The organism is Arenibacter hampyeongensis (genome assembly GCF_002909255.1).
GTDB classification, from domain to species: Bacteria; Bacteroidota; Bacteroidia; order Flavobacteriales; family Flavobacteriaceae; genus Arenibacter; species Arenibacter hampyeongensis.
Genome location: NZ_PIOB01000005.1, coordinates 282,864 through 305,660, shown reverse-complemented (window position 1 = coordinate 305,660; position 22,797 = coordinate 282,864). Strand labels below are relative to the sequence as shown.

At 40.0% G+C, this 22,797-nt stretch carries 22 protein-coding genes and 1 pseudogene; 5 read left to right on the top strand and 18 right to left on the bottom strand.

Features of this window, described 5'->3' with window-relative positions:
* Window positions 1-199 precede the first annotated feature (199 nt).
* Window positions 200-1,300, top strand: a complete 1,101-nt coding sequence (locus tag CWD91_RS14440; protein ID WP_103441662.1) for a DUF4407 domain-containing protein — start codon at window positions 200-202, stop codon at window positions 1,298-1,300.
* A gap of 225 nt (window positions 1,301-1,525) precedes the next feature.
* On the opposite strand, the gene CWD91_RS14435 is transcribed toward CWD91_RS14440, so the two are convergent.
* The 16 genes and pseudogenes from CWD91_RS14435 to CWD91_RS14350 all read right to left on the bottom strand — a co-directional run bounded on the left by CWD91_RS14435 (window position 1,526) and on the right by CWD91_RS14350 (window position 15,459).
* A complete protein-coding gene (locus CWD91_RS14435; RefSeq protein WP_103441661.1) occupies window positions 1,526-2,530 on the bottom strand; it encodes a metal-dependent hydrolase in 1,005 nt (334 codons plus the stop codon).
* An 86-nt stretch (window positions 2,531-2,616) separates the two neighbouring features.
* Window positions 2,617-4,389, bottom strand: coding sequence for a MutS-related protein (locus CWD91_RS14430; RefSeq protein WP_103441660.1), 1,773 nt, complete (start codon window positions 4,387-4,389; stop codon window positions 2,617-2,619).
* 34 nt (window positions 4,390-4,423) lie between these two features.
* Window positions 4,424-4,783 carry an MmcQ/YjbR family DNA-binding protein gene (locus CWD91_RS14425; RefSeq protein WP_103441659.1) on the bottom strand — a complete coding sequence of 120 codons (360 nt, stop codon included), beginning with the start codon at window positions 4,781-4,783 and terminating at the stop codon, window positions 4,424-4,426.
* 2 nt (window positions 4,784-4,785) lie between these two features.
* The gene (locus CWD91_RS14420) at window positions 4,786-5,331 is read right to left on the bottom strand and encodes a GNAT family N-acetyltransferase (RefSeq protein WP_103441658.1); all 546 of its coding nucleotides are present in this window, start codon (window positions 5,329-5,331) and stop codon (window positions 4,786-4,788) included.
* An 8-nt stretch (window positions 5,332-5,339) separates the two neighbouring features.
* On the bottom strand, window positions 5,340-5,735 hold the full coding sequence (locus CWD91_RS14415; RefSeq protein ID WP_103441657.1) for a Dabb family protein: 396 nt from the start codon (window positions 5,733-5,735) through the stop codon (window positions 5,340-5,342).
* A gap of 109 nt (window positions 5,736-5,844) precedes the next feature.
* Window positions 5,845-6,468, bottom strand: coding sequence for a DUF4230 domain-containing protein (locus CWD91_RS14410; protein ID WP_103441656.1), 624 nt, complete (start codon window positions 6,466-6,468; stop codon window positions 5,845-5,847).
* A complete protein-coding gene (locus tag CWD91_RS14405) occupies window positions 6,461-6,820 on the bottom strand; it encodes a DUF4260 domain-containing protein (protein WP_103441655.1) in 360 nt (119 codons plus the stop codon). Before CWD91_RS14405 ends, CWD91_RS14410 begins: the two co-directional genes overlap by 8 nt.
* An 11-nt stretch (window positions 6,821-6,831) precedes the next feature.
* Window positions 6,832-7,581, bottom strand: coding sequence for a cyclase family protein (locus CWD91_RS14400; protein WP_103441654.1), 750 nt, complete (start codon window positions 7,579-7,581; stop codon window positions 6,832-6,834).
* 24 nt (window positions 7,582-7,605) lie between these two features.
* Window positions 7,606-8,739 carry a radical SAM family heme chaperone HemW gene (hemW, locus tag CWD91_RS14395; RefSeq protein ID WP_103441653.1) on the bottom strand — a complete coding sequence of 378 codons (1,134 nt, stop codon included), beginning with the start codon at window positions 8,737-8,739 and terminating at the stop codon, window positions 7,606-7,608.
* 49 nt (window positions 8,740-8,788) lie between these two features.
* A pseudogene (locus CWD91_RS14390) lies at window positions 8,789-9,093 on the bottom strand (four helix bundle protein).
* 88 nt (window positions 9,094-9,181) lie between these two features.
* Window positions 9,182-9,739, bottom strand: coding sequence for a crossover junction endodeoxyribonuclease RuvC (gene ruvC / locus CWD91_RS14385; RefSeq protein WP_103441652.1), 558 nt, complete (start codon window positions 9,737-9,739; stop codon window positions 9,182-9,184).
* A 31-nt stretch (window positions 9,740-9,770) separates the two neighbouring features.
* On the bottom strand, window positions 9,771-10,247 hold the full coding sequence (locus CWD91_RS14380; protein WP_103441651.1) for a hypothetical protein: 477 nt from the start codon (window positions 10,245-10,247) through the stop codon (window positions 9,771-9,773).
* 42 nt (window positions 10,248-10,289) lie between these two features.
* Window positions 10,290-11,429, bottom strand: coding sequence for a tetratricopeptide repeat protein (locus CWD91_RS14375; protein WP_157943797.1), 1,140 nt, complete (start codon window positions 11,427-11,429; stop codon window positions 10,290-10,292).
* A 130-nt stretch (window positions 11,430-11,559) separates the two neighbouring features.
* Window positions 11,560-14,085, bottom strand: coding sequence for a M56 family metallopeptidase (locus CWD91_RS22980; RefSeq protein ID WP_239985793.1), 2,526 nt, complete (start codon window positions 14,083-14,085; stop codon window positions 11,560-11,562).
* Window positions 14,082-14,444, bottom strand: coding sequence for a BlaI/MecI/CopY family transcriptional regulator (locus CWD91_RS14360; RefSeq protein WP_103441649.1), 363 nt, complete (start codon window positions 14,442-14,444; stop codon window positions 14,082-14,084). Before CWD91_RS14360 ends, CWD91_RS22980 begins: the two co-directional genes overlap by 4 nt.
* 715 nt (window positions 14,445-15,159) lie before the next feature.
* Window positions 15,160-15,459 (bottom strand): GIY-YIG nuclease family protein, encoded by a 300-nt coding sequence (locus CWD91_RS14350; protein ID WP_103441647.1) that lies wholly within the window; start codon window positions 15,457-15,459, stop codon window positions 15,160-15,162.
* A 315-nt stretch (window positions 15,460-15,774) separates the two neighbouring features.
* Here CWD91_RS14350 and CWD91_RS14345 point away from each other — a divergent pair, with 315 nt between their 5' ends.
* Window positions 15,775-16,290 (top strand): DUF456 domain-containing protein, encoded by a 516-nt coding sequence (locus CWD91_RS14345; RefSeq protein WP_103441646.1) that lies wholly within the window; start codon window positions 15,775-15,777, stop codon window positions 16,288-16,290.
* A 9-nt stretch (window positions 16,291-16,299) separates the two neighbouring features.
* Here the strand turns inward: CWD91_RS14345 and CWD91_RS14340 are convergent, their stop codons facing one another.
* Window positions 16,300-16,851, bottom strand: coding sequence for a nitroreductase family protein (locus CWD91_RS14340; RefSeq protein WP_103441645.1), 552 nt, complete (start codon window positions 16,849-16,851; stop codon window positions 16,300-16,302).
* Between the two features lie 47 nt (window positions 16,852-16,898).
* Window positions 16,899-17,789, bottom strand: coding sequence for a LysR family transcriptional regulator (locus CWD91_RS14335; protein WP_103441644.1), 891 nt, complete (start codon window positions 17,787-17,789; stop codon window positions 16,899-16,901).
* A gap of 78 nt (window positions 17,790-17,867) precedes the next feature.
* On the opposite strand from CWD91_RS14335, the gene hutH reads away from it, so the two are divergent.
* From hutH to CWD91_RS14320, 3 genes are read left to right on the top strand one after another with little or no spacing between them, the layout of a single operon-like run.
* Entirely contained in the window at window positions 17,868-19,448 is a 1,581-nt protein-coding gene (hutH, locus tag CWD91_RS14330) for a histidine ammonia-lyase (RefSeq protein ID WP_103441643.1), read from the top strand.
* Between the two features lie 47 nt (window positions 19,449-19,495).
* Window positions 19,496-20,743, top strand: coding sequence for an imidazolonepropionase (gene hutI / locus CWD91_RS14325; protein WP_103441642.1), 1,248 nt, complete (start codon window positions 19,496-19,498; stop codon window positions 20,741-20,743).
* Between the two features lie 11 nt (window positions 20,744-20,754).
* Complete coding sequence (locus CWD91_RS14320) at window positions 20,755-22,779, top strand: urocanate hydratase (protein ID WP_103441641.1); 2,025 nt, start codon at window positions 20,755-20,757, stop codon at window positions 22,777-22,779.
* Window positions 22,780-22,797 lie beyond the last annotated feature (18 nt).

The following is a 22,797-nucleotide window of genomic DNA, read 5'->3' as shown; positions in this document are numbered from 1 at the left end:
CTGTTTAACACAATTAAGTGGTTCGTCAGAAATTAAAAGCAATTATTATATTTTTTATGATTTATTATGTAACAATTCACGCCCCGCTACGTTCTAACTGGTATCGAATGTTTCCAAAAAAAAGCTTTTTATAAACCCAACGATTAGCCTATTTTTTGTTGCCATTTGATATGGAACATCAATCAAAAATCAGAACACTATGTTACAGCAATTTTTTATTCTCTGCTCCGGAGCAGATGCCGATATTCTAAAAACCTGCTCTAAGGGTGAGCAAAACAAATATGCCGGGGTTGGAGCTACTGTCTTCTTTACCGCGGTAATGGCCTTTATAGCCAGTGCCTATGCCCTTTTCACTGTTTTCGATAATGTCTACACCTCTATTTTTTTTGGACTTATTTGGGGACTACTCATTTTTAATCTGGACCGATTTATTGTCTCTACCATAAAGAAGACCAATAGCTTTAAAAGTGAATTTTTACAGGCCACCCCTAGAATAATTTTGGCCGTCATCATCGCCATTGTTATTTCCAAACCACTGGAAATGAAAATTTTTGAAAAGGAAATCAATCAAGTACTCTTGGAGGAAAAAAATACGATGACGCTTGCCAATAAAGAGCAAATCGCTACCCAATACACCCCAAAAATTGAAAAATTGAATGTCGATATTTTAGGCCTAAAAAATGAAATAGCAACTAAAGAAGCCGAAACCAATGCCCTTTACGACACCTATATTTCCGAAGCAGAAGGTACGGCAGGCACCAAATTATTGGGCAAAGGCCCGGTGTACAAGGAAAAACGGGATAAACACGACGCTGCACTGACAGAACTACAGTCCTTAAAACAAACCAACGCTGATAAAATAACAGCTCTAGAAACACAGATAGCGGCCTTGGATTTGGAATATGCTGATCAAATAACATATACACAACCAATCATTGATGGTTTCGATGGACTTATGGCACGCATTAATGCCTTGGACAAACTACCCTGGCTGCCCTCATTTTTTATATTTCTTTTGTTCTTGGCTATAGAAACTTCACCTATAATCGCAAAGTTATTATCCCCAAAAGGATCTTATGATTACAAATTGGAAGATGAAGAAAGTGCCGTTCGGACCTGGGTCACTCAAAAAGTAAGTCAACGGGAAAAGGTATTGGAAACAGATACGCTGTTAAACTATAAAATTTACGGTGAAATAGCCGAGGAAGAAGAAATTTACAAATACAAAAAACAGAAGGCCGAAGAATTGTTGAAGTTACAGGCCAATGCTTTTCATGAGGTACAAGTAAAGAGTTTGTAATGTGATCATGCCTTTAACTCACTAGGCTTAGCTTTCAAAAAATAAAAAAATGGGAATTCACCTGCCGCTTGGTGCCAATCAATGGGGAACAATCACCTTGGCTGTCTGGTTGAGCGCAGTCGAAACCTCTATGACAGCAATACCTTAACTTCTCAATACAACAATAATAGAACGGCAACTCGACAACCTTTCGACAGCGCTCTAGGTGTCCGAAGCATTACCCGATTAATTCCCCCACATCCTTCCCCAAAGGGCTGTCATGAGTTTTTTGGCATCCCGTTTTAATTTAGGGGTCTCCTCTACCAACAGATCACCACCATCCTTGGGCACCAACTTATAATTAAAGGCAAATTGCTGCTCATTGGGGTCCAAACTCATCAATCCAAATCGCAGGTCATTAAAAAATAATTGTCCGTTTACCTCATTAACGGTAAACCATCCTTCCGTAATTTTCTTGAGCCGTACCACCTTATCTTTCCCTGCCAGGTCACCCAACAATTCATGGTTTTTAGGGTATCTACTGAATTGTACGGGCTTATCATCAAAAAAAGAGTAGTTCCCAATTAGGTAAGCGTCACCTGCATCCACATTGGCGGACCATAGAATAGTATTAAAGGGAGACGGCCTAACATCCATTTCCTGATAAGCTATTCCTTGCTTGTCCAGACTTTCCGTAATCTTTTTAAAGGCAATTCCCTTGAGTATTATTGTCAGTCCTAAATAGGCACTGCTAACTATCAACCCTATAGTATTATAACGACCACGAATAGGCGAGTCGCGCTTTTGTCTCAGAGCCATTATGAGAAATGCCAAAAAGGGCAGGGTGTATAAAGGATCAATGACAAATATATTCTGAAAAGCCAACCTCAAGTCAAATGGCCAAAATAGTTGGGTTCCCCAAGTGGTAAAAGCATCCAATATGGGATGTGTAAAGAGCCCCCAAAACATTAACCAGGACCAGTCTTTCCATGTGGCCGGGCCATTTTTCTCCAATTTAAAGATCAGCCACCCGAAAATTGGGGCAAATACTACCGAAAAGAAAATAGAGTGACTAACACCTCTGTGCCATTCTATGGCCGTTACACTATCCGTAACATAATTGGCCAAAACGTCGAGGTCTGGAATGGTGCCCGCAATGGCTCCATACAACATAGCCTTATTACCGACTTTTTTGCCTAAAACCGCTTCTCCTACCGCGGCACCCAGTACTATCTGTGTTAGAGAATCCATTATTGTTCTTTATTCAAAAGGCCTTAGCCAATATTAACTACGAGAGCTATGTAAATATCCTCGCCCCCATCATCCTCCGAAATGGACTATTCCACTATTTCCATCTTTTTCAACAAGAAGGAAGCATTCATATTTTTACAGATTCCTGTTTTGAAGGTATAATCAAAATGAAGTTCGTTGTCTATAATTTCAGCATCAAAATAGTAGTTTTTAATCTGTGGCAGCTCTTCTGAAGCTTCACACAAACTAAGGTCATGGGTAGCTATAATTCCGGTGGACTTTGAAGCCACTAATCTTTCAACAAACTTCCTGGATCCTATAGCCTTGTCCAAACTATTGGTCCCTTTTAAGATTTCATCCAAAACAATAAAATATTTGTCGTTCTGAATTTCATCCACAATAAACTTTAACCGCTTTAGTTCCGAAAAGAAATACGATTCATCATCTGTAAGGGAATCGGTAGTGCGCATGCTGGTAATTAGTTTGATCGGTGAGTACTCGGCTGCAGATGCACATACAGGAAGGCCAATATTGGCCATGACAATCTGAAGGGAAACTGTTCTTAAAAAGGTACTTTTCCCCGCCATATTGGCCCCTGTAACAATAAAGAACTGTTCCTTAAGAATGTTTATGTCATTCGGCACCGCCTTTTTAGGATCCAACAAAGGATGTGATGCCCTTACCGAGCTCAGTACTATTTTGTTTTCCACCAACTTAGGATAAGTATAGGATGGGTGGTTATGTGCAAAATTTCCCAAACTATTATAGGCATCAAAAATAGCAATGGTATGGAACCAATTTTCAACTTTAAAGCCATGTTTGCCTATCCATTTCTCTATCCTGTATGCTTGACGCAAATCCCAAAGAAAAAACCCATTTCCAAGCAAGGCAAAAAACATATTGTTCCGTTGATCCAAAGCACTAAGTATTTCCGAGAACTCCTTTAACACCTTTGACGCCAGCTGTTCTTTGGAAACAACGCTATTCCTTTTCTCTTTTAAAAGGTCAGAAGTAAATTCTTCCTCTTCTATTTTTAAAATCAACTTTTGATATTGTTGAAAGGTGCTTTGTACCTTATTGGCATCTGAGGCCAAAATTGAAGTCTTTTTCAGGAAAAAGCCACTGATCAACAAACCGAGCAAAAGAATAATAAAAATGGGGAAACCTGGTAAAATCCCCAGCAAGTAGCCCCCAATTAAAATCACGGAAACCAGGGAAAATAGATTGGGCAGAAAACGCATTGCCTTGGGCACATATGCCTTATATCCTTTGAGCCATTTAACTATGGTCTTGGTGGTGGTATCCGTTTTTACCAAGATCGCCGTAGCCGAAAACTGCTGTCTCCAATCGGGCATTTGAGCAAGCTCCTCAATCGCTTTTTGCTTGGATTCAATACCATCGATATTATTGGACAAGAGCATTTCAACCAAAATATCACTGCCTTGGTTCAATGCTGTGCGATTGCTATACTGATAAAACGAACCTTTCCCAAACAGGTCGATATCCTGGGCAAAATAATGTGTAGGATTCTTGTATTGAGAACCATCGGGAAGATGGTGAAAATTGCGTTCCAGCACCTTAATTTCAGTTTCGTTTATTTTGATCAACGCCAACAACTTATCCCTTTCATACTGTAAGTCCGTATGCCTGGAAACCAAATATAAGAATATGCCAATAGTAACGATAACTATCCCAAGGACCAATTTTGTGTCACTAAAAACAAGGTAGGCCAAGGTAAAGGCAATAACGAAAAGAATCAATCGAACAGCACTTGAAAGGGAAAGTCGCTGCTTTACCGTGCCCAATAACTCTTTGTGAGCTTCAACTCTTTTTTTGTAAGATACTTTTAAGTGTTCCATTTAGGAATTTGAAATATAAATAATTCGAATATTATTAATTTAAGGCCTTAAGTTCGGCTTGCACTTTCTTGGTCAATCCGGCCACAACCAATTCATAGGAATGGTCTATTAATTCCCGGACCAAAGCTGGAGCCAGCCCTTCCAAATAAAAAGTGTTCCAATGTACTTTGCTCATGTGGTATCCTGGAATGATTTTACCGTCATAGGTTTCACGCAGATCAATGGCTCTTTCAGGATCGCATTTTAAATTGGCCTGGGACGGTATCCTTTCCAAGGGAACAAGGGCAAACATTTTCCCCATCAGTTTGAATACCAAGGTTGAGGCATCAAAAGGAAATTCTTCGGTAACACCTTTTTTATTGATACAATACTCTCTAAATTCCTCAATGTTCATAGCTATATTATTATATGTCCATCATCCTTTGCCAACCGCTCAAGGGAGTCCCACACCATCCGGCATTTCTGCACTTCTTTGTCGCCTATATCATTTCCCACCACCGTTTCCAAATTTACTCCCCCTAAACGCTCATAGAAGCCTATAGCACCTACATTGTTCTCCAGCACCCACAGATACATTTTGGCATTGGGATCATTTCTTAAAACTTCGCGAGCCACTAATTTCATTAGTTGTTTACCTATTCCATGGCCTTTTACCAAGCCAGAAACATGCAAATTATCCAAGAGGGTTCCGTATAAAACATCTTCTTCCTTGAAGGCACAGGCAAATCCACAGATTTCCCCTTCCTGTTGGGCGACCAAAACATATTGATCGGGAGATGGACTGGTTAGTCTATGTTTCCATACACCTTCTCTCTCCGAAGCTGCTTCCACGTCCAAAAAATGATCGCTAAAATCGCCCCTGTAATGCTGTTGCCAACTTTTAACATGCAATTCAGCGATTTTTTTATAATCCAGGGGACTCGCCTCCCTATAGGTAACCATAAACTACCTTAAATACCCAAGGAATCGTACACAATAACCTTGGTCCATAAATTACTGGATTCAGCAACAAACAAGTTGTGGGCCTCTTCTGTTTGGTACTTCTGCTGAGCATCTGCGGATTCAAAAGACACCACCAAGGAATAGGTAAAGGATCCGTCCACAACATCACGCGTTGCCGTGGGGGGAACACCCACAAAGTTGGTCTTGGCGTATTTGGAATCTCGCATAAATTTTAGGATCGATGTCTCAAATGCTTTTCTATCTTCAACACTATCCGGGTTCTTTAACCAAAAATAAACGGTATGCACATAGTTGGAATCAAAGTTCTTCATGTTTTCGTTGTTTTGACCATAGCTGTATAAGGTCATCGTTAAAAATATTACAGTATAAATTATAGTTCTCATAATTAGGTTATTCTTTAAATCTGCCCCAAGCCTCCACCTATAAGATTGGCACTTAATCCGCTAAAATAAAAAACAATTATCCAATTCGGGACCTTTGGACAAAAGGAAATTATTGATCTAAAAACGGCTTTTTTCGACTGCCCATTTCCAAGGCAGAATAGTCCAGTTTCCAGCCAATGGTTTCCACAATTTTCTCTATTAACAGTACAGCTTCCAAGGCCTCTTTATTAGCCGTATCCATTAGACCACTTTGGGGAATTTTATCCCTTATATGTTGCTTTGCCTCCATATTCAAGGAAGTAAGATCAGTTGGTGTAAAAGAATTGAAAAGTCCGTTCTGTATATCGTAAAATTGTAGTTCAGGGGCAATGGATAAAATTTCAGCCTGTGGAAAATTGGTAAGGATAATTTTCTTCTTATCGTTATCGGCATGCATTTGCAACTTCTTTAGGTCAAAACCAATATGCGCCTTGGCGTTTATGATAATCAAGGCCTTCTTCTTACTGCTTACCAAACTCAGAAAGCGTTCCTTGGTGTTTTCATACCTATAGATTTCAGCAAAGTCGCCCTCTACCGTTATTAATTTACAAACGCTCTTTATCTTGTCCAACAGAATAGTGGACTGATGTTCGGTGAGTTCCTTGCTTCGTTTTTTTCGAAAAAAAGAAAACACCCAGTACATAGCAATAGCCCCTAGAATAAGGCCCAAAAAAAGTTCCAATATATCACTCATCCTCCTTACCTATTTGTCCTAAATGGGTGTATTTAAAACCCTTGTTATATTTAAGTCCATAACCAAATATCCTATCCATGGAAGCATGGGAAAACAGGATAATCCCTATTAACTGACACAAAGGTAATGAAAGATAAATCCCGAGAAAATAAATAGCGATGGCCAAACCCTTATGATGGAATATATTATACCCAATGGCACCAATCTTATTTCCTATAAGATAGCCAAGCATCCCAATATCGGGCACCAAAATTAGACCAGCAAACCACCACCAGCTATAATCCAACAAACTAAAAAGATAAATTCCCAGAAGAAACATTAGTAATTCTTCCCCTTTTAAAAGCAATTGCATCCTACTGTGCATCATTCCTCTATTAAATATAGAACAGGTCTACTGGGACTGGCATCATTTTCAAATGCAGCCATCTGAAGATTCAAAAAATATTTCCCGTCCGTAATGGAATTGGCTACAAAAACAAACTCGGTTATCGTTGCCTGCAAACGCCGTTTTCCGTCGTAATTCCAAAAAGTTTTATGTGCTAAAAGCGCTCCGTCATCCTTTTCCTTATCCACTGAAGGCAGGTCCACCAACAAATGCTCCACTCCTTTTTCTACCAACAATTGGGCGGCGGATTCCAACAGGTATGGGGGATTGGTATTGGCATACTGTCGGGTCATTTTGTCCTTTAGGTTGGGAATGGTCCTAATGATTACAGCCTCCCTATTTTTATTACCCAAGGCATATTGCAATTGCTTTTTGGAGATTACAAAATCTCCTTTTATTTTTTCCGGGGCTATGGTTACTACCTCAGCCATAAAGAAGAATTTGGACAAACTATTGTTCACGGAATAAAACTCATCTGTAATATGGCCAATACATTCGGTGTGGGTACCATGTGCATGCGGATTAAAACTAATATCGTTGAAATTGGTCGAGGCACCTTCAGTGACCTTGCCAATAAATTCTCCCTCGCTATGGGGCTCAATTTTTGGAGGATCTACATACCATGCATTTACATTGGAACTTTTACCCGTAATGGGAATAGAGATGTCCAAGGGCTTGGAAAGATCTATAGTGTAATTTTTGGTGTTGTGTTTTATAATGGTTTTCATGTACGCTGAACTTGTTAATCATGCTCAGGACAAGTTAACCAAAAATAAATCGGCGGCAATCCCATCACTCAAAAATTTCCCTTTTTTCGAGACCAATAAATGATCCTTCTCAATGTAAAGAAGTCCTTCCTCCATTTTTTTTTGAGCCTGTTGTGTCAAATAGGTATAAAACTTCTGTCCAAACTCGGTTTTTATTCGCTCCAAGGACACACCCCAAATGGTTCGCAAACCGGTCATGACATATTCGTTGTATCGATCTGTTTTGGACAACACCTCAGTTTCTATGGGCAGTTGATTTTCAGTAATCGCTTTTATGTATTTGGCATTGTTGTTTATATTCCATCCTCTACGAATTCCATCATAGGAATGTGCAGACGGACCTATGCCCAAATATTTTTTTCCTTGCCAATAGGCGGTGTTATTGTGTGAAAAATATCCGGGTTTCCCAAAATTGGAAATCTCATAATTTACAAATCCGGCTTCAGTCAATTTCCGAACCAAAATATGGAAATGGGCTTCTGCCAATTCATCGTCCACGGGGGGGATGAGCCCTTTATCTATGAATGATTTCAAGGCTGTTTTAGGCTCTACGGTAAGGGCATAGCTAGAAATGTGCGGTACTCCAAAAGCCAAGGCCTTTTCTATATTGGAAATCCACCTTTCATTGGTCAGTCCGGGAATGCCATAAATAAGATCGATGGAAATATTATCAAAATACAGCTTTGCCAGAGCAATACATGCTGCAGCCTCTTGGGCATTGTGTGCCCTGTTCATCATTTTCAGGTCTTCCCCATAAAAAGATTGAATGCCTATACTTAGCCTGTTGATCGGAGATCTCCCCAATTCTTCTATCTTTTCCTTGGACAGATCATCTGGATTGGCCTCCAAAGTTATTTCGGGTGCACTTACCACGGTATAATTACAATAGATTGTGCCAATTATCCGGTCGATTTCGGAAGTATCCAAAACCGATGGAGTTCCGCCCCCAAAGTAAATGGTCTGCACCACCTCATCCTTAAAATCTTCTTTTCTAAGCTCCAATTCCTTTATCAGTGCCAATATCATAGCCTCCTTCTTCCCCATATTGGTGGAAAAATGAAAATCGCAATAATGGCAAGCCTGCTTGCAAAAAGGAATATGTATGTAGATGCCGCTCATTTTATCAGTGAACAATTATCAATTAGCAATAAACATTGTGAATTAAGAATCATTTTGCCTTGTTTATCCTTGTAGTCTTTAGAATGGAAAACATAATTTTAGATAGTTCATCTGCCTCCGCTATTAACTTATTTGCTTCAATTGAAGAAATATAATCTGAATCTTTTAAAAGGTGCAACCAATATTTTGTTTCTAGGCTCTCCTTATACGCAACAGAAATTTTAGCGGAAAATCCGCTTTTGAAATTGCACCATTCGCTTCGGATACATTTGCCCCAATTGATGTTCCTGCCCTTAACAATTGTTTGGATAATACAAACTCCTTTTCATTTCTAATGATTTCCTTATATAACATTACTACTTTCAATGCAAAAGTATAGGACTTCTCTGCTAAAGGATTACTATCAGTACCCATAAATAAATTATTGGTAATTGCTAATTGATTATTGCTTATTGATTTTGTCACCGTTCTGTTTCACAAAAGCGTCCCAGCCGCTATAGCCTTTACCGACTTCTATTCGGCCCTCGTTATAAAAATGACATACGGCAGCCGCCAAGCCATCCGTACTGTCAAGGTTTTTGGGGAGCGATTTTAAGCCCAATACGCTTTGAAGCATTTTGGCCACCTGTTCCTTACTGGCGTTACCATTCCCTGTAATGGCCATTTTAATCTTTTTTGGAAGGTATTCCGTAATAGGAATTTGGCGGGATAAGCCTGCGGCCATGGCAACCCCTTGGGCCCTTCCCAATTTGAGCATGGATTGAACGTTCTTTCCAAAAAAAGGTGCCTCAATGGCAATTTCGTCCGGGTGGTAGGTGTCGATGAGCTCTATGGTGCGTTCAAAAATGAGTTTTAGCTTGGTATAGGGGTCATCATATTTTTTAAGTAGAAGCTCATTCATTTGCAGAAACTCCATCTTTTTATTCACCACCTTAATTAGGCCGAAGCCCATAATGGTGGTTCCAGGATCAATACCCAATATTATCTTTTCATTTGTCAATGCAGGAATTATTTTAGGTTTATACCGTTGATTATTTAGAATTCACAATAATGGGGATCCTAAATTTTGAGGAAACGGGCACCCCTCGTTTTAAGGCGGGCGATAATGGGGGCAGTCCTTTTAGGCTTTGGGTGATGATACTGCGAAATTCTGGTATCTGATTTTCAATATCCTCGTTGCGCTGCACTTCCAAGACGGATATTTCCCCTTTGTAGTCCACCAAAAAGTCCACGTATATAGAGGTGTTGATATCGGAAACAAATTGAAACTCAAAATCCTCCAAGGTCTCGGTATATTGAGACAAAAGGGTATTCTGAAAACAGTCCAATTGCTCTTCCTTGCCCAACATTTCATCGCAATTGTCAAATAATGGGTAGCGATCAACCTCATTAAAATTTATATTGCGCATTTCCTCATTTACCAATTCTTGGGTTTTTTCTTCATTGGAAGTAAACCAGTCGCAAGAGGTAAAAAGACAAAAACAAGCCAAAACCGCAACTTTCCTCATGTATGCCAGATTCTGGGCGGAAATTACAATTTTTTGATCAATTTAAGGGGTATCCATATGAATTTCCTCCTTTAATTTCAATATCCTTTTGGAAGTAAATTCTGAGAAATAATCTTTTTTTCGACCAAATTTCTCTTGATATTCCACATAGCATTTTAGGGACATTTTTGGGTTTTTGTAGTACTCATCTGTTAATATGCAAACTTCATATTTATATAAATATCCGGCTGGGTCCTCCCTAAAAGCCTTTTTATAATATTCGATTGCCAATTTTAAGTCATTTTGTTCCATTGCCAATCTGGCCAAGGCATTGTATTCCTTGTCCAAAACCACCTTCTGTACTTCTATGGATTTTTTAATGTAGATTTTGGCACTATCCAGTTCCTGCAATTTGGCATAGGCATTTCCAAGACCAAAAAGTGCAACAGGATTCTCCTCATCAAAAGTTAAAAGATTTTCATAGGCCTCCTTTGCCTTCCCGTACTTTCCCATAGCAAAATAAGAAGTCCCCATTTTCTCATAAATATATTCCTTATGCTCTCCCAATTCAACCAACCTTTCAAATAAAGGTAAAGCAAGCCACAATAAATTGTCATTGTAGTTCGCAAGGGCCTTTAGATTGATTAGGCTTACATCATTTTCATAAAAATACAACCCTTTGTCAACATATTTCAATACCGAGTCCCGCTCCCTTTGTAAAACGTAATATTTCCCCAATTGAAACAAACTGCGCAAATGGGTGCTATCGATCTCTACCGAATGCTTGTAGGCAGCAATACTCCCGGAAAGAAGATTTAGCTCCTTTAAGGACTCCCCCAGATAGTAGAAGTATTCAGGATTTATAGTATTTCTTGCGGTCAATTGAGTAAAAACTTCCTTTGCAAGATCATGTTTCTTGAGTTTTATATAAAGCCTTCCAAGCTCATACTTGGCCAATTCTTGGGATTTATTTTTCTGAACTATGTTCTCATACTGGGCCAGTGCCTTGTCGTAATTCCCAATGGCATTGTAGGCCCTGGCAATTTGCAATTGGGCGTTGTAAGAGCTTTCCTTGGCATATTCATTTATGGCCAAGGTGTAGTTACCGATAGCATAAATACTGTCTGCAACTGCCATATGAGTAGATTGGGCATTGCTCATTCCCATAAAAAGTGCTAGAAAAATTAGATATATTTTATTCAAAAAATGATAAATTATTTGTGATTCCAATTTTAATATTGTCCGCTGAGATAATTTAACATCTTGGTTATAGTTTCCCGAAAATATCTTTGTGCAAACATGGGGATTTTACTCATTAGACGAACCATAGTTGCTATTCATTGGTAATTTGGTATTTCTGTTGATCCGTAACGACAAGCATAGTTGTGGGCAATCCTTTGAATTGAAAAGTTAAGACATCTCCTTTCTGGGCTTCAATCTCAATTATCCCATCAAAGTCTGTAACCAGAACCTCATTTTTTCCTTGTACGGAAACATTTACCCCTGGCAACCCTTTGGTCCCATCCGTGACCATACATCGAAGATACTCTTTACCACCAACCTTTTTAACATATGCCATAACGGACATCGTATTCGAAACTGACGTTAATTCTGACGATTGTGATAAATCATTTTCTTCAGGCCCTTGAAGTTTGAAGGTAATTGGGATGGAAAAAGGTACTCGTGCTTTTTTCCCATTTTGTTCCCCTGGGGTCATTTGAGGTAACAAAGAGATAATACGGGCCGCTTCATCTTCTAAAATTTTATCGGGTCCACGCATTCGAACGTTGCCTATGCTTCCATCTTCCTGAATAATAAACATCAAATTTACTCGCCCTTGAAGACCCTTTTCCTGGGCTTCTTCTGGATATCTAAAATTCTTTCCAATATGTTTTTGCAACATGGCATTAAAACAATCCCTTTTATCCTTTGCATCCTCACAACCTGGAAAAACAGGTACTACCTCTATTACCGCAAAGGGCACATCTAGCGATCCGTCTTGATTTTCTTTCCACGTTACTTCCCCTTCGCCTGTTCCTTGTAGTTTAAATGTGATAGAGGTGGAATAAGCTACTCTAACCTTTTTTCCTCCGTGCTCCCCAGGGGCCATTTTTGGCAGTAAGGAAATAATACGGGCCGCCTCGCCTTCCAAAATCTTATCCGGAGAGCGCATGCGAAGGTTGCCAATACTTCCATCTTTTAGAATAACAAACATAATATTCACCTTACCTTGTATCCCTTTTTCCTGAGCTTCCTGGGGGTATCTAAAATTCTTACTTATATGTTTCTGCATTTGTTGTTGAAAACAGGCCCTTTTATTATCCGTGTCTTCACAACCGGGAAAAATTGGAACCTTTTCTGCTTGAGAAAAAGGAACATCAACATCATCTTGTTTAGGGGCTGGAATGTTTAATCCGCTGATTTTATCATTTTTGGCGGTATTAAAAACAAGAAAATCATATAAACCATCTGTTATAATTAGACTCTCGTAATTGCTAGTACCACTTTCAAAAACTTCTTCCAATTTGCCGTTTAATGCCCTTAGCTCAACCCAAGTTAAATCATTAGTGTTCTTTACTTCAAAAACATAATAATCATCGGTAATTCTGTCTCTATTATCTATCAGCATTACATTCGTGTCATAGGCAGCTATGGAGGCATTCAAATTTTTATCCAACAAATGAAAGGCTTTTCTCTTGCCTACAAATGACTCATATAATTCCGTAGAAGGAGGTGGCATTGTGCTTGCTATATCCCTAATGTTGCCATCCATCATTTTATACATTTCGGCATAATATTTTTTCATAATCAACTGTCTTTCAAAAAAATCTTCCTTGTTAGGAATCAGACTATCAGCGTAAGTTCTTCCTCCTTTTATAAAAGCCTTAAACACTACCTCTGCTGAACCCTTAACCTCAATTTCATTTTGGATTTTTAACTCCATTTTCTGAATCAGGGCCTTATCATTCGCTGTTTGTTCAGATTCCACGGGGCTTGACTCCTGCGCTTCCAAGGAAGTATAGACCAGCATCCCCACGACCAAGGGCACCAACAATAAATACTTTAACTGCCAAACTTTCTTAGATCTTGATTTTTGTAACATGACGATTCGTTTTTTGATTAATGATGATTTAAAAAATTGATTGATGAAAGAAATATGTTGGGTCTGAAAGACCTGCGACAACAATAATTGATACTGCTCCGCCTTATGGGTCTTGGCCACTTTTGCATCGGCGATGAACTCGTGCAATTCGGAAACCCTATTTTGATATACGTAGACCAAGGGGTTGAACCAGCCTAGAATACGCATCAGCTCAAAGAACAACAGATCCCAACTATGCCTTTGCTCTATATGCACCAGCTCGTGCTGAATAATGCTTTGATGTTCCTTTTCCAACACCTGGTCCCCTAAGAAAATAGATCTAAAAAAAGAAAAGGCGATATTGCTGTTTCTTACCACTACCCTAGTAAAGTCCTTAAAATAACGGATTTCACCTTGACGTTTTAGTCGGTTTATTTGGAACAATTTGTAAGCAAACAGCAAGGCTGCAATTAACATTCCTCCATAAAATATTATTTCGGTTGCAGAAAGATCAAAATAAGGAGAATTTTCAGGAGTAACAACCACCCCTTCGGACATATCCGTTCCCCATAAATACTCGGGATATATATAATATTCAGAGGATACTGTAGTCCTAAAAGCCTCGATCTTGATCCAGGGCAAGAACAAGGAAAGTAAAAAAGTCCCTATCAGGTATACCCTGTTCCATTGAAAAAAGGTCTCCCGTTTTAGGAACAGATCATAAACGATCAAAAACAATAGCTGGAATGCCATGCATTCTAATATATACTGTATCATTCCTTCTCCTTTTTAATGTCCTTGAGTATGGATTCCAATTCCGAGAGGCTCATATCGTTCTTTTTCATAAAGAAGGAGACCATACTTTTAAAAGAGCCCTGAAAATAACCATCTACCAACTTGTTGATGGACTGATTGCCGTAATCCGATTTTTTTATCAATGGAAAATATAGATAGCCCCTGCCCTCCTGCTCATGGTTTACAAAACCCTTACTTTCCAAAATACGGACAATGGTAGAAACTGTGTTATACGCCGGTTTGGGTGCCGGCAATTCGTCTATGATTGCGGCTACATTGCATTTCTGCAACTGCCATAGAACCTGCATTACCTCTTCCTCTGCTTTGGTTAATTGTTTCATTTAACTAACTTTTTAGTTGAACACTATAACAAATATAACTAAATATTTAGTTTGAACTAATTTTTTAGTTAAAAAAATGATTTGAAGCTCTAGTACCCTTAAGCTTGTGTGAGTACCAACAAGGGGAATCCGTCCAAGCGAAGCCTGCAGTCATTTCGAACGACCGCTTGGGAGGAGAAATCGCACTAGCGGCGCAACCTAAACCTCAATTTTGTACTCAACTTCTCAAATACAAACAAAATTTGAAATATAACCTAACCAAAACCCAGCCTGTGAGACTTCTCGTCGTCCCCAAAATGGGACTCTGTCGAAGTGAAGCTTGAAGTCATTTCGAACGTATGTGAGAAATCACACAAGTAGCTAAACCAAAACATCAATTGTGTGCATAAATTTTCAGCATTGAACTATAAAAAATGTGCATTGATTAAAACCATTGTATGTGCGACTTCTCGTCGTCCCCAAAATGGGACTCTCTCGAAGTGACAACCCCAGTCATTTCGACCGTTAAGGAGAAATCTCACTAGTGGCGCAACCTGAACATCAATTATGCACTCAACTTCTCAAATACAAGCAAAATTTGAAATATACCTAACCAAAACCAAGCTTGTGCGACTTCTCAATCGTTGCCGAAAAACAACTCATGTCGAAGTGACTATCAGCTCATTTAGAATATTTGATTGTAATGACAAACTCAAGATGCATTATTGGTATTCAATTAAATAATGTGATTACTCAAGGTTTCCCATTTAGGATTAAAAGCTGAAATAAGAGAATTCTTCTTTTCCCTTCGCCACTTTTTAATTTCCTTTTCCCTCGCAATGGCATCTTTTGGGTTTTCAAAACCTTCATAATACACCAAATAAATACAGCTATATTTACCCGCAAATGATTTCTTGGAATTTTGACTATCAAAATAATGCTGGGACAACCTACGCTGAATATCGTTTGTCATCCCTACATATAGCGTTGTTCGATGTTCATTAGTGGTTATATATACAAAATGCTTGTAGAACAATTAAAAGCTCGGATTGGTGTTACCCAAATTTAGTTTTTATTTTTAAATCCATAACAGGGACTCTGTTGAAGTGACCACTACGGTCATTTCGACTGCTAAGGAGAAATCACACAGGTAGCTCAACGAAGTTTTGAAAGTTATCCGCGATGTAACTACAACTAAGAACATGAAATATAGGATACCGAAATTAAAACCCGTGCGACTTCTCGTCATCCCGAAAAAGCAACTCATGTCGAAGTGATTAACCCGATCCTATCCCCAACCATGTAACAAATCCTCCCTATCTTCGTCAAACAGGGAATTGAAAAGAATAGTATGGATATTGCATTGTTGATTGTTGGACTACTTTTAATGTTTGTTGGCGTATTGGGTAGTTTTCTTCCCGTACTTCCGGGAACCCCAATAAGCTGGGCAGGCCTACTCCTACTCTATCTTACCAAAGCCATTCCTGATGATTGGGTCTTTTTGGGGATTACCCTGGCCATTGCCGCCATAGTATTTACTTTGGATTATATTATTCCGGTTTGGGGAACCAAAAAATTTGGGGGAAGCAAATGGGGCATGATAGGCACTACCATTGGACTAGTGATTTCCTTAATATTTCCTGTTCTAGGTTTTTTAGGCATCATCGTTTGGCCCTTTTTAGGGGCATTGGTGGGCGAGCTTATGAATAAAGCAGACCAAAAAACGGCCTTAAAGGCCGCCTTTGGTTCTTTTTTAGGCTTTTTAACCGGGACCTTCCTAAAATTTATGGTCACTATAATCTATTTAGGCCTATTTATACATAAAGCCTGGGAATATAAATCGGACTTATTTCCCTTTTTTAATTGACCGGCATTTCTACATCCAGGTAACCTTCTCTTGCCACGGGCCTTTGGTAACCTCAGGTATATCTTCATCATAATAGCCCATATAGAAAAAGCCCAGACATACTTCGCCCTGGTTCAACTCAAAAAAATCGTCCATATATTTAATAAGGCCGGGAGAGCTCCAATAGCTCCCTATGCCCATCTCGGTACAACAGAGCCACATATTCTGTACTGCCATGGCCGTTGCTGCCACCTCTTCCCACTCGGGCAAACTCTCTTGGGGATCACGTTGCATACAAATGGCAATTACGACCGCAGCCTTTTTTGGATTTTGTATCAACTTTTCTACCTTGAATTGCTTTGGTCTGGGATCGGTTTCCATGTATTTTAAAGAAAGGAACAACCCCAATTTTTCTTTAGTCTCCCCTTGTAGCACCCGGAAACGCCAAGGTTCCGTTTTTTTATGGGTAGGCGCAAAGTTGGCAGCCTCCAAGACCTTCTCAATTGATTCCTTACCAATGGGCTTGTCATTATATTGTGCCGGGAAAACTGAGCGGCGCGACTTTATAATATCAAAAATCATATTCTTTTAAATTATTTTATTACAAACTAAAGTTATTAAAGGCTCCTCTATGACTCGTTTAACAACAAATTAATACAATGTCTCAAGGCAGGGTTCCTATTGTCCTCCTTCCAGCAAACAGAAAGTATAGCTTTTTGTGGAATGTTCTTTAATTCTATAAATTTAACCTTCATTTGAAAGCCGTATTGCAAGGAAGTGGGCACAATGGCAATACCTAAATTATTCTCCACCAATTTAAAAATAGTATGGGCATGTACAGATTTATGGGATACATTAGGTGTAAAACCAGCGTCTTCGCATATGCTCATTACCGTATCAAAATACAAGGGACTATAATCTTGGGCAAACAAAATAAAATTCTCTTCCGCCAATTGACCTACATCCCTAAATTCTCTTGTCAATAGTGGATATAATTCCGGCAACACTACAGAAAACGTATCGTTAAAGACTGGTTGTATATTAAGTCCTTCCGGTACCCGGGACAACCGCACAAATCCCATATCCAACTTATCCTTCAAAATGGCATTGACCTGGGCATTGTTGGACAATTCTTCCAAATTGGTCTTTATTCCAGGGAATTTTTCCTTTAGCTTAACCAACAAATTAGGAATTACCTCTTGCATGGCCGAACCCAAAAAGCCAATTCGGACTTCCCCAAAATTGCCATCCCGAATGTGCCTCAACTGCTTTTTGGTAACTTCCAAATGATTTAAGATGAACTCAATTTCACTTTTCAGATATTCTCCCGCAGCGGTAAGGGCCACTTTTTTTTTACTCCGAATAAATAGCTTTACGTTCAATATCTCTTCCATTTGCTTTATCTGTCTACTTAAGCCTGGTTGGGAAATACATAATTTTTCAGCTGCCTTTCTGTAATGCAACTCTTCGGCAACAGCTAAGAAATATTTGAAATGTCGGAGTTCTAATTGATAACCCATGGTTATTAAGTATGTAAATTAATGGTATTGGTGATTATCAAACTTAATCAATAAATTTATATTAATAAAAATAATCCCATGCCTACTTCAAAAAAAATATTTTTTTTCGGTGAAGATCATCTAACTGCAGGTAAGGCCTTGGATATTGCCAAGGGAGTGATCAAGGGAAGAATTGCAAAAAATGCGAGGAAAAAAATTATAGCCAGTTATAAAGCCGTGGCACATATAGTTGAACAAGGCCAACCTGTTTACGGCATCAACACAGGCTTTGGCCCTTTATGTACCATAAAAATTTCCAAAGCAGAAACCAAAATTCTTCAGACCAATATCCTTCAAAGTCACAGCGTAGGTGTAGGCACTCCTATTGAGACCGAAATAGCCAAATTAATGCTCATTTTAAAGGTCCATTCCTTGGCCCAAGGTTATTCTGGCATAGCGGAAACTACCTTGGACCGAATACTATGGCATATAGATAATGACGCTATTCCCATAGTGCCCTCACAAGGTTCGGTGGGCGCATCAGGTGACCTTGCCCCCTTATCCCATTTATTTTTACCGCTGATCGGTTTAGGGAAAGTGACCTATAAGGAAAAAGTGATCCACACGGCACAACTCTTAGAAGAATTGGGCCTTGAGGCTCTTGATTTGGGGCCTAAAGAGGGTCTGGCCTTAATAAACGGCACCCAGTTTATTGCTGCCCATGCCGTAAAGGTTGTGGACAAAATGCAGGCTTGCCTTACCCATGCCGATATAATTGGGGCCATGATGATCGAAGGGCTTCAAGGAAGTGTAAAACCCTTTTTTAAGGAACTGCATGAACTACGACCATTTAAAGGAAATAGTCATGTGGCGACAAGAATCCGCTTCTTATTGGAAGACTCTGAAATAATGCAAGACCATATTGATTGTGAACGGGTACAAGACCCTTATTCGCTTAGGTGCATCCCTCAAGTACACGGTGCTTCCAGAAATGCTTGGTTACATTTAAGGGAACTATTGGAGATTGAGTTAAATTCAGTTACGGACAACCCAATAATCATAAATGAGGAATTAACGATAAGTGGAGGTAATTTTCACGGACAGCCTTTGGCCATGGCTTTGGATTATGCCTGCCTGGCCGCCTCTGAGTTGGGAAATATCTCTGACCGCCGCATTTATTTAGCTTTGGAAGGCAACAGTCCGGGAGTGCCCAAACTATTGATGAAGGATACCGGAATTAATTCGGGATATATGATCCTACAATATACCACGGCGGCTTTGGCCAGTGAAAATAAAGGTTTGTGTTTCCCCGCCAGTGCCGATAGCATCCCCACTTCCTTAGGACAGGAAGACCATGTAAGTATGGGGTCTATCAGTGGCAGAAAAGCCCTGCAGGTACTTGAAAACGTCGAAAAAATATTGGCTATAGAACTCCTTACTGCAGCACAGGCCTTTGAATTTAGAAAACCTATGAAATCCGGAGTACTATTGGACGAAGTCCATAAGGAGATTCGTAAAAAAGTGGCCTTTGCCCATAAGGACAGGGTTTTTTCAGAGGATATTGAAAAAGGAATAGATATGATCAAGGACCGTAGCATTATCAGGACCGTGGAAAAAACCATGAAACGGTACAAACTGAAAATGAACAGTCCGTTTGAAATGCAATTTGAAGAATATTAGATTGCAGGTAGGAGACCTTGGCCATTGGACTTTATAATTAAGACAAAATGAAAAAATACACCCTCATAGGACCTTTTAAGCAAATCTTGACAATGGGCGGATTGCCCATTAAAGGTGCATTATTGGATCAACAATTAACTATTGTTGAAAATGGGGGCATTATAATGGTCGATGAAATAGTACATGCCGTAGGACCCTATGCGCAAATATCAGAAGAAGCGAATAACTTAAATGTTGAGAATTTACTTATCCTTTCAGATATGGTATGCATTCCTGGATTAATTGATGCCCATACCCACATTTGCTTCAGTGGCAGCCGGGCCAATGACTATGCCCTTCGCAATTCGGGTAAAACATATCTCGAAATTGCCAAGTCCGGAGGCGGAATCTGGGACACGGTTACCCAAACCAGAAAAGGCAGCACACTTGAACTTGTCAACGCAATTAAGGAAAGAGCAGAAAGACATATGAACAATGGGGTGACTACCATAGAAGTGAAAAGTGGCTACGGACTTTCGGTACAGGAGGAATTAAAAATGCTCAGAGCCATGGCCTCGGCAAGGGAAGAATGTCAATCGGACCTGATATCTACCTGTTTGGCAGCCCATATGGTTCCAAAAGATTATAATGGCACAGCAGACGACTATCTACTGGAGATAAGCACAACACTATTTCCGATTTTAAAAAAAGAAAAGTTAACACATAGGATAGATGCCTTTATAGAGGAAGGCGCCTTTTCCCCGTCCTCAATAAGCCTTTATTTTGATAGGGCCAAAGAAATGGGATTCGATATCACCGTTCATGCGGATCAATTTTCTACCGGGGGTAGTGCCGTAGCGGTACAATATAATGCGCTCAGTGCAGACCACCTGGAAGCCAGCGGGGAAAAAGAAATTCAAATGTTGGCAAAAAGCAATACCGTTGCCACGGCCTTGCCAGGAGCTTCGATCGGCTTAGGATGTAACTTTACCCCTGCTCGCAAACTCTTGGATGCAGGTGCTGCAGTGGCAATTGCCAGTGACTGGAACCCAGGATCGGCACCCATGGGTAATCTGTTGGTCCAGGCTGCCATTCTGGGCACCTTTGAAAAATTGACCAATGCAGAAGTGCTGGCAGGGATTACGTTTAGAGCTGCGGCCGCTTTGGATTTAAAAGATCGCGGCAAAATTGAAACCGGACTTATGGCCGACCTAATCGCATTTCCAACCGGCGATTATAAAGAAATACTGTACCAACAAGGTATGTTAATGCCTTCCTTGGTTTGGAAGAAAGGACGATTGGCTGTAGATGTATAAACTCTTAACAAATGAATGGAACGATGACGACCGAGAATTTCAAAGCTCATATATTACAAGGTATTCCAAAAGAATTACCAGTAAAAAAAACCTACACAGAGAATACAAATAGGGCTCCCAAACGAAGGGACATCCTTTCCATGGAAGAAAAAAAACTGGCCATCAGGAATGCTTTGCGATATTTCCCTGCAGATTGGCACGAAACCTTAGGTAAGGAATTTGCAGAGGAATTGAATACACTGGGAAGAATATACATGTACCGCTTTAAACCAAATTACCCACTGCACGCGCGACCCATAGACGCATATCCGGCAAATACCGCACAGGCGGCCAGTATTATGCTAATGATCCAAAACAATTTGGATCCCAAAGTAGCACAACATCCCGATGAGCTCATAACCTATGGTGGCAATGGGGCAGTTTTTCAGAATTGGGCGCAGTATCTAATTACGATGCAGTATTTGGCAACAATGACTGCCGAACAAACCTTGCATATTTACTCTGGGCATCCCATGGGTCTTTTCCCTTCATCCAAAGATGCACCACGAGTAGTGGTCACCAATGGAATGATGGTTCCCAACTACTCCAAACAAGAAGACTTGGAGAAATATAATGCCCTAGGCGTTACCCAATACGGGCAAATGACCGCAGGTTCTTACATGTATATTGGTCCCCAAGGAATAGTCCATGGTACTGCTATAACCGTTTTGAACGCCTTTAGGAAAGTCCTGAAAAATGACGAATCTGCCAAAGGCAAAGTATTCCTCACTTCTGGATTGGGCGGTATGAGCGGGGCCCAACCCAAAGCCGGAAATATTGCCGGTTGTATTACCATTTGCGCCGAAATAAATAAAGCGGCCGCAGAAAAAAGATACCAACAAGGTTGGGTAAACGAACTCTTGGAAGGTCTGGACCAATTAACAAAAAGAGCAAAACAGGCCATAGAACGGAATGAAACGGTTTCCTTGGCCTATATCGGCAACATTGTAGAAGTATGGGAAAAGTTTGATCAGGAAAACATATTTATCCATCTTGGATCAGACCAGACCTCCCTTCATAATCCGTGGTCCGGGGGCTATTATCCTGTAGGACTTACTTTTGAAGAATCCAATCTTCTTATGCGGGTAAAACCCGAAGAATTTAAAAAAAAGGTACAAGGCTCATTAAAAAGACAAGTGGCGGCAATTAACAAACACACGGCCAAAGGCACTTATTTTTTTGATTATGGCAATGCTTTTTTATTGGAGGCATCCAGAGCGGGTGCGGATATTATGGCAAGTAATGGCAAGGATTTTAGATATTCCTCCTATGTCCAAGACATCCTAGGCCCCATGTGTTTTGATTATGGATTCGGACCCTTTAGATGGGTTTGTACCTCCGGGGACCCCATAGACTTACAAAAATCAGATCATATTGCGTTGCGTACAATGGAAAAAATGCTGATTTCGGCTCCTCCAGAGATTCGACAGCAAATGCAGGACAACATAAAATGGATACGTGAAGCGGGATCCAATAATTTGGTGGTTGGCTCACAAGCCCGTATACTATACGCGGATGCAGAAGGACGGACCAAAATTGCCGAAGCCTTCAACAAAGCCATCAAGTCGGGCGAAATAACCTCACCTATTGTTTTGGGAAGGGATCACCATGACGTGGGCGGTACAGATTCCCCCTTTAGGGAGACCAGCAATATCTATGACGGAAGCAGATTTACGGCAGATATGGCAATCCAAAATGTAATTGGGGATAGTTTTAGAGGTGCCACTTGGGTATCTATCCACAACGGTGGTGGAGTAGGTTGGGGCGAGGTCATCAATGGAGGTTTTGGATTAGTTTTGGACGGTTCCGAAGATGCCTACAGGCGTTTAAAAAGTATGCTCTTTTACGATGTTAACAACGGTATATCCAGAAGAGGTTGGGCAAGAAACAGAGAAGCACTTTTTGCCATAAAACGGGAAATGGCACGTACTCCCGAATTAAAGGTAACCTTGCCCAATTTGGTGAAAGATGAATTGTTGGAAAATTTGTTCTCTTGATCAATTACACTTTAGGGC

Bases quoted from the DNA above. Each gene is read 5' to 3' on its own strand.
- CWD91_RS14415 (WP_103441657.1), bottom strand. From the start codon at position 5,735: ATGAGAACTATAATTTATACTGTAATATTTTTAACGATGACCTTATAC.
- CWD91_RS22980 (WP_239985793.1), bottom strand. From the start codon at position 14,085: ATGATACAGTATATATTAGAATGCATGGCATTCCAGCTATTGTTTTTG.
- CWD91_RS14420 (WP_103441658.1), bottom strand. From the start codon at position 5,331: ATGGTTACCTATAGGGAGGCGAGTCCCCTGGATTATAAAAAAATCGCT.
- CWD91_RS14410 (WP_103441656.1), bottom strand. From the start codon at position 6,468: ATGAGTGATATATTGGAACTTTTTTTGGGCCTTATTCTAGGGGCTATT.
- CWD91_RS14425 (WP_103441659.1), bottom strand. From the start codon at position 4,783: ATGAACATTGAGGAATTTAGAGAGTATTGTATCAATAAAAAAGGTGTT.
- CWD91_RS14340 (WP_103441645.1), bottom strand. From the start codon at position 16,851: ATGATTTTTGATATTATAAAGTCGCGCCGCTCAGTTTTCCCGGCACAA.
- CWD91_RS14405 (WP_103441655.1), bottom strand. From the start codon at position 6,820: ATGCAATTGCTTTTAAAAGGGGAAGAATTACTAATGTTTCTTCTGGGA.
- hutI (WP_103441642.1), top strand. From the start codon at position 19,496: ATGAAAAAATACACCCTCATAGGACCTTTTAAGCAAATCTTGACAATG.
- CWD91_RS14345 (WP_103441646.1), top strand. From the start codon at position 15,775: ATGGATATTGCATTGTTGATTGTTGGACTACTTTTAATGTTTGTTGGC.
- CWD91_RS14435 (WP_103441661.1), bottom strand. From the start codon at position 2,530: ATGGATTCTCTAACACAGATAGTACTGGGTGCCGCGGTAGGAGAAGCG.
- CWD91_RS14360 (WP_103441649.1), bottom strand. From the start codon at position 14,444: ATGAAACAATTAACCAAAGCAGAGGAAGAGGTAATGCAGGTTCTATGG.
- CWD91_RS14400 (WP_103441654.1), bottom strand. From the start codon at position 7,581: ATGAAAACCATTATAAAACACAACACCAAAAATTACACTATAGATCTT.
- CWD91_RS14430 (WP_103441660.1), bottom strand. From the start codon at position 4,389: ATGGAACACTTAAAAGTATCTTACAAAAAAAGAGTTGAAGCTCACAAA.
- hutH (WP_103441643.1), top strand. From the start codon at position 17,868: ATGCCTACTTCAAAAAAAATATTTTTTTTCGGTGAAGATCATCTAACT.
- CWD91_RS14440 (WP_103441662.1), top strand. From the start codon at position 200: ATGTTACAGCAATTTTTTATTCTCTGCTCCGGAGCAGATGCCGATATT.
- CWD91_RS14320 (WP_103441641.1), top strand. From the start codon at position 20,755: ATGAATGGAACGATGACGACCGAGAATTTCAAAGCTCATATATTACAA.
- CWD91_RS14335 (WP_103441644.1), bottom strand. From the start codon at position 17,789: ATGGGTTATCAATTAGAACTCCGACATTTCAAATATTTCTTAGCTGTT.
- hemW (WP_103441653.1), bottom strand. From the start codon at position 8,739: ATGAGCGGCATCTACATACATATTCCTTTTTGCAAGCAGGCTTGCCAT.
- CWD91_RS14380 (WP_103441651.1), bottom strand. From the start codon at position 10,247: ATGAGGAAAGTTGCGGTTTTGGCTTGTTTTTGTCTTTTTACCTCTTGC.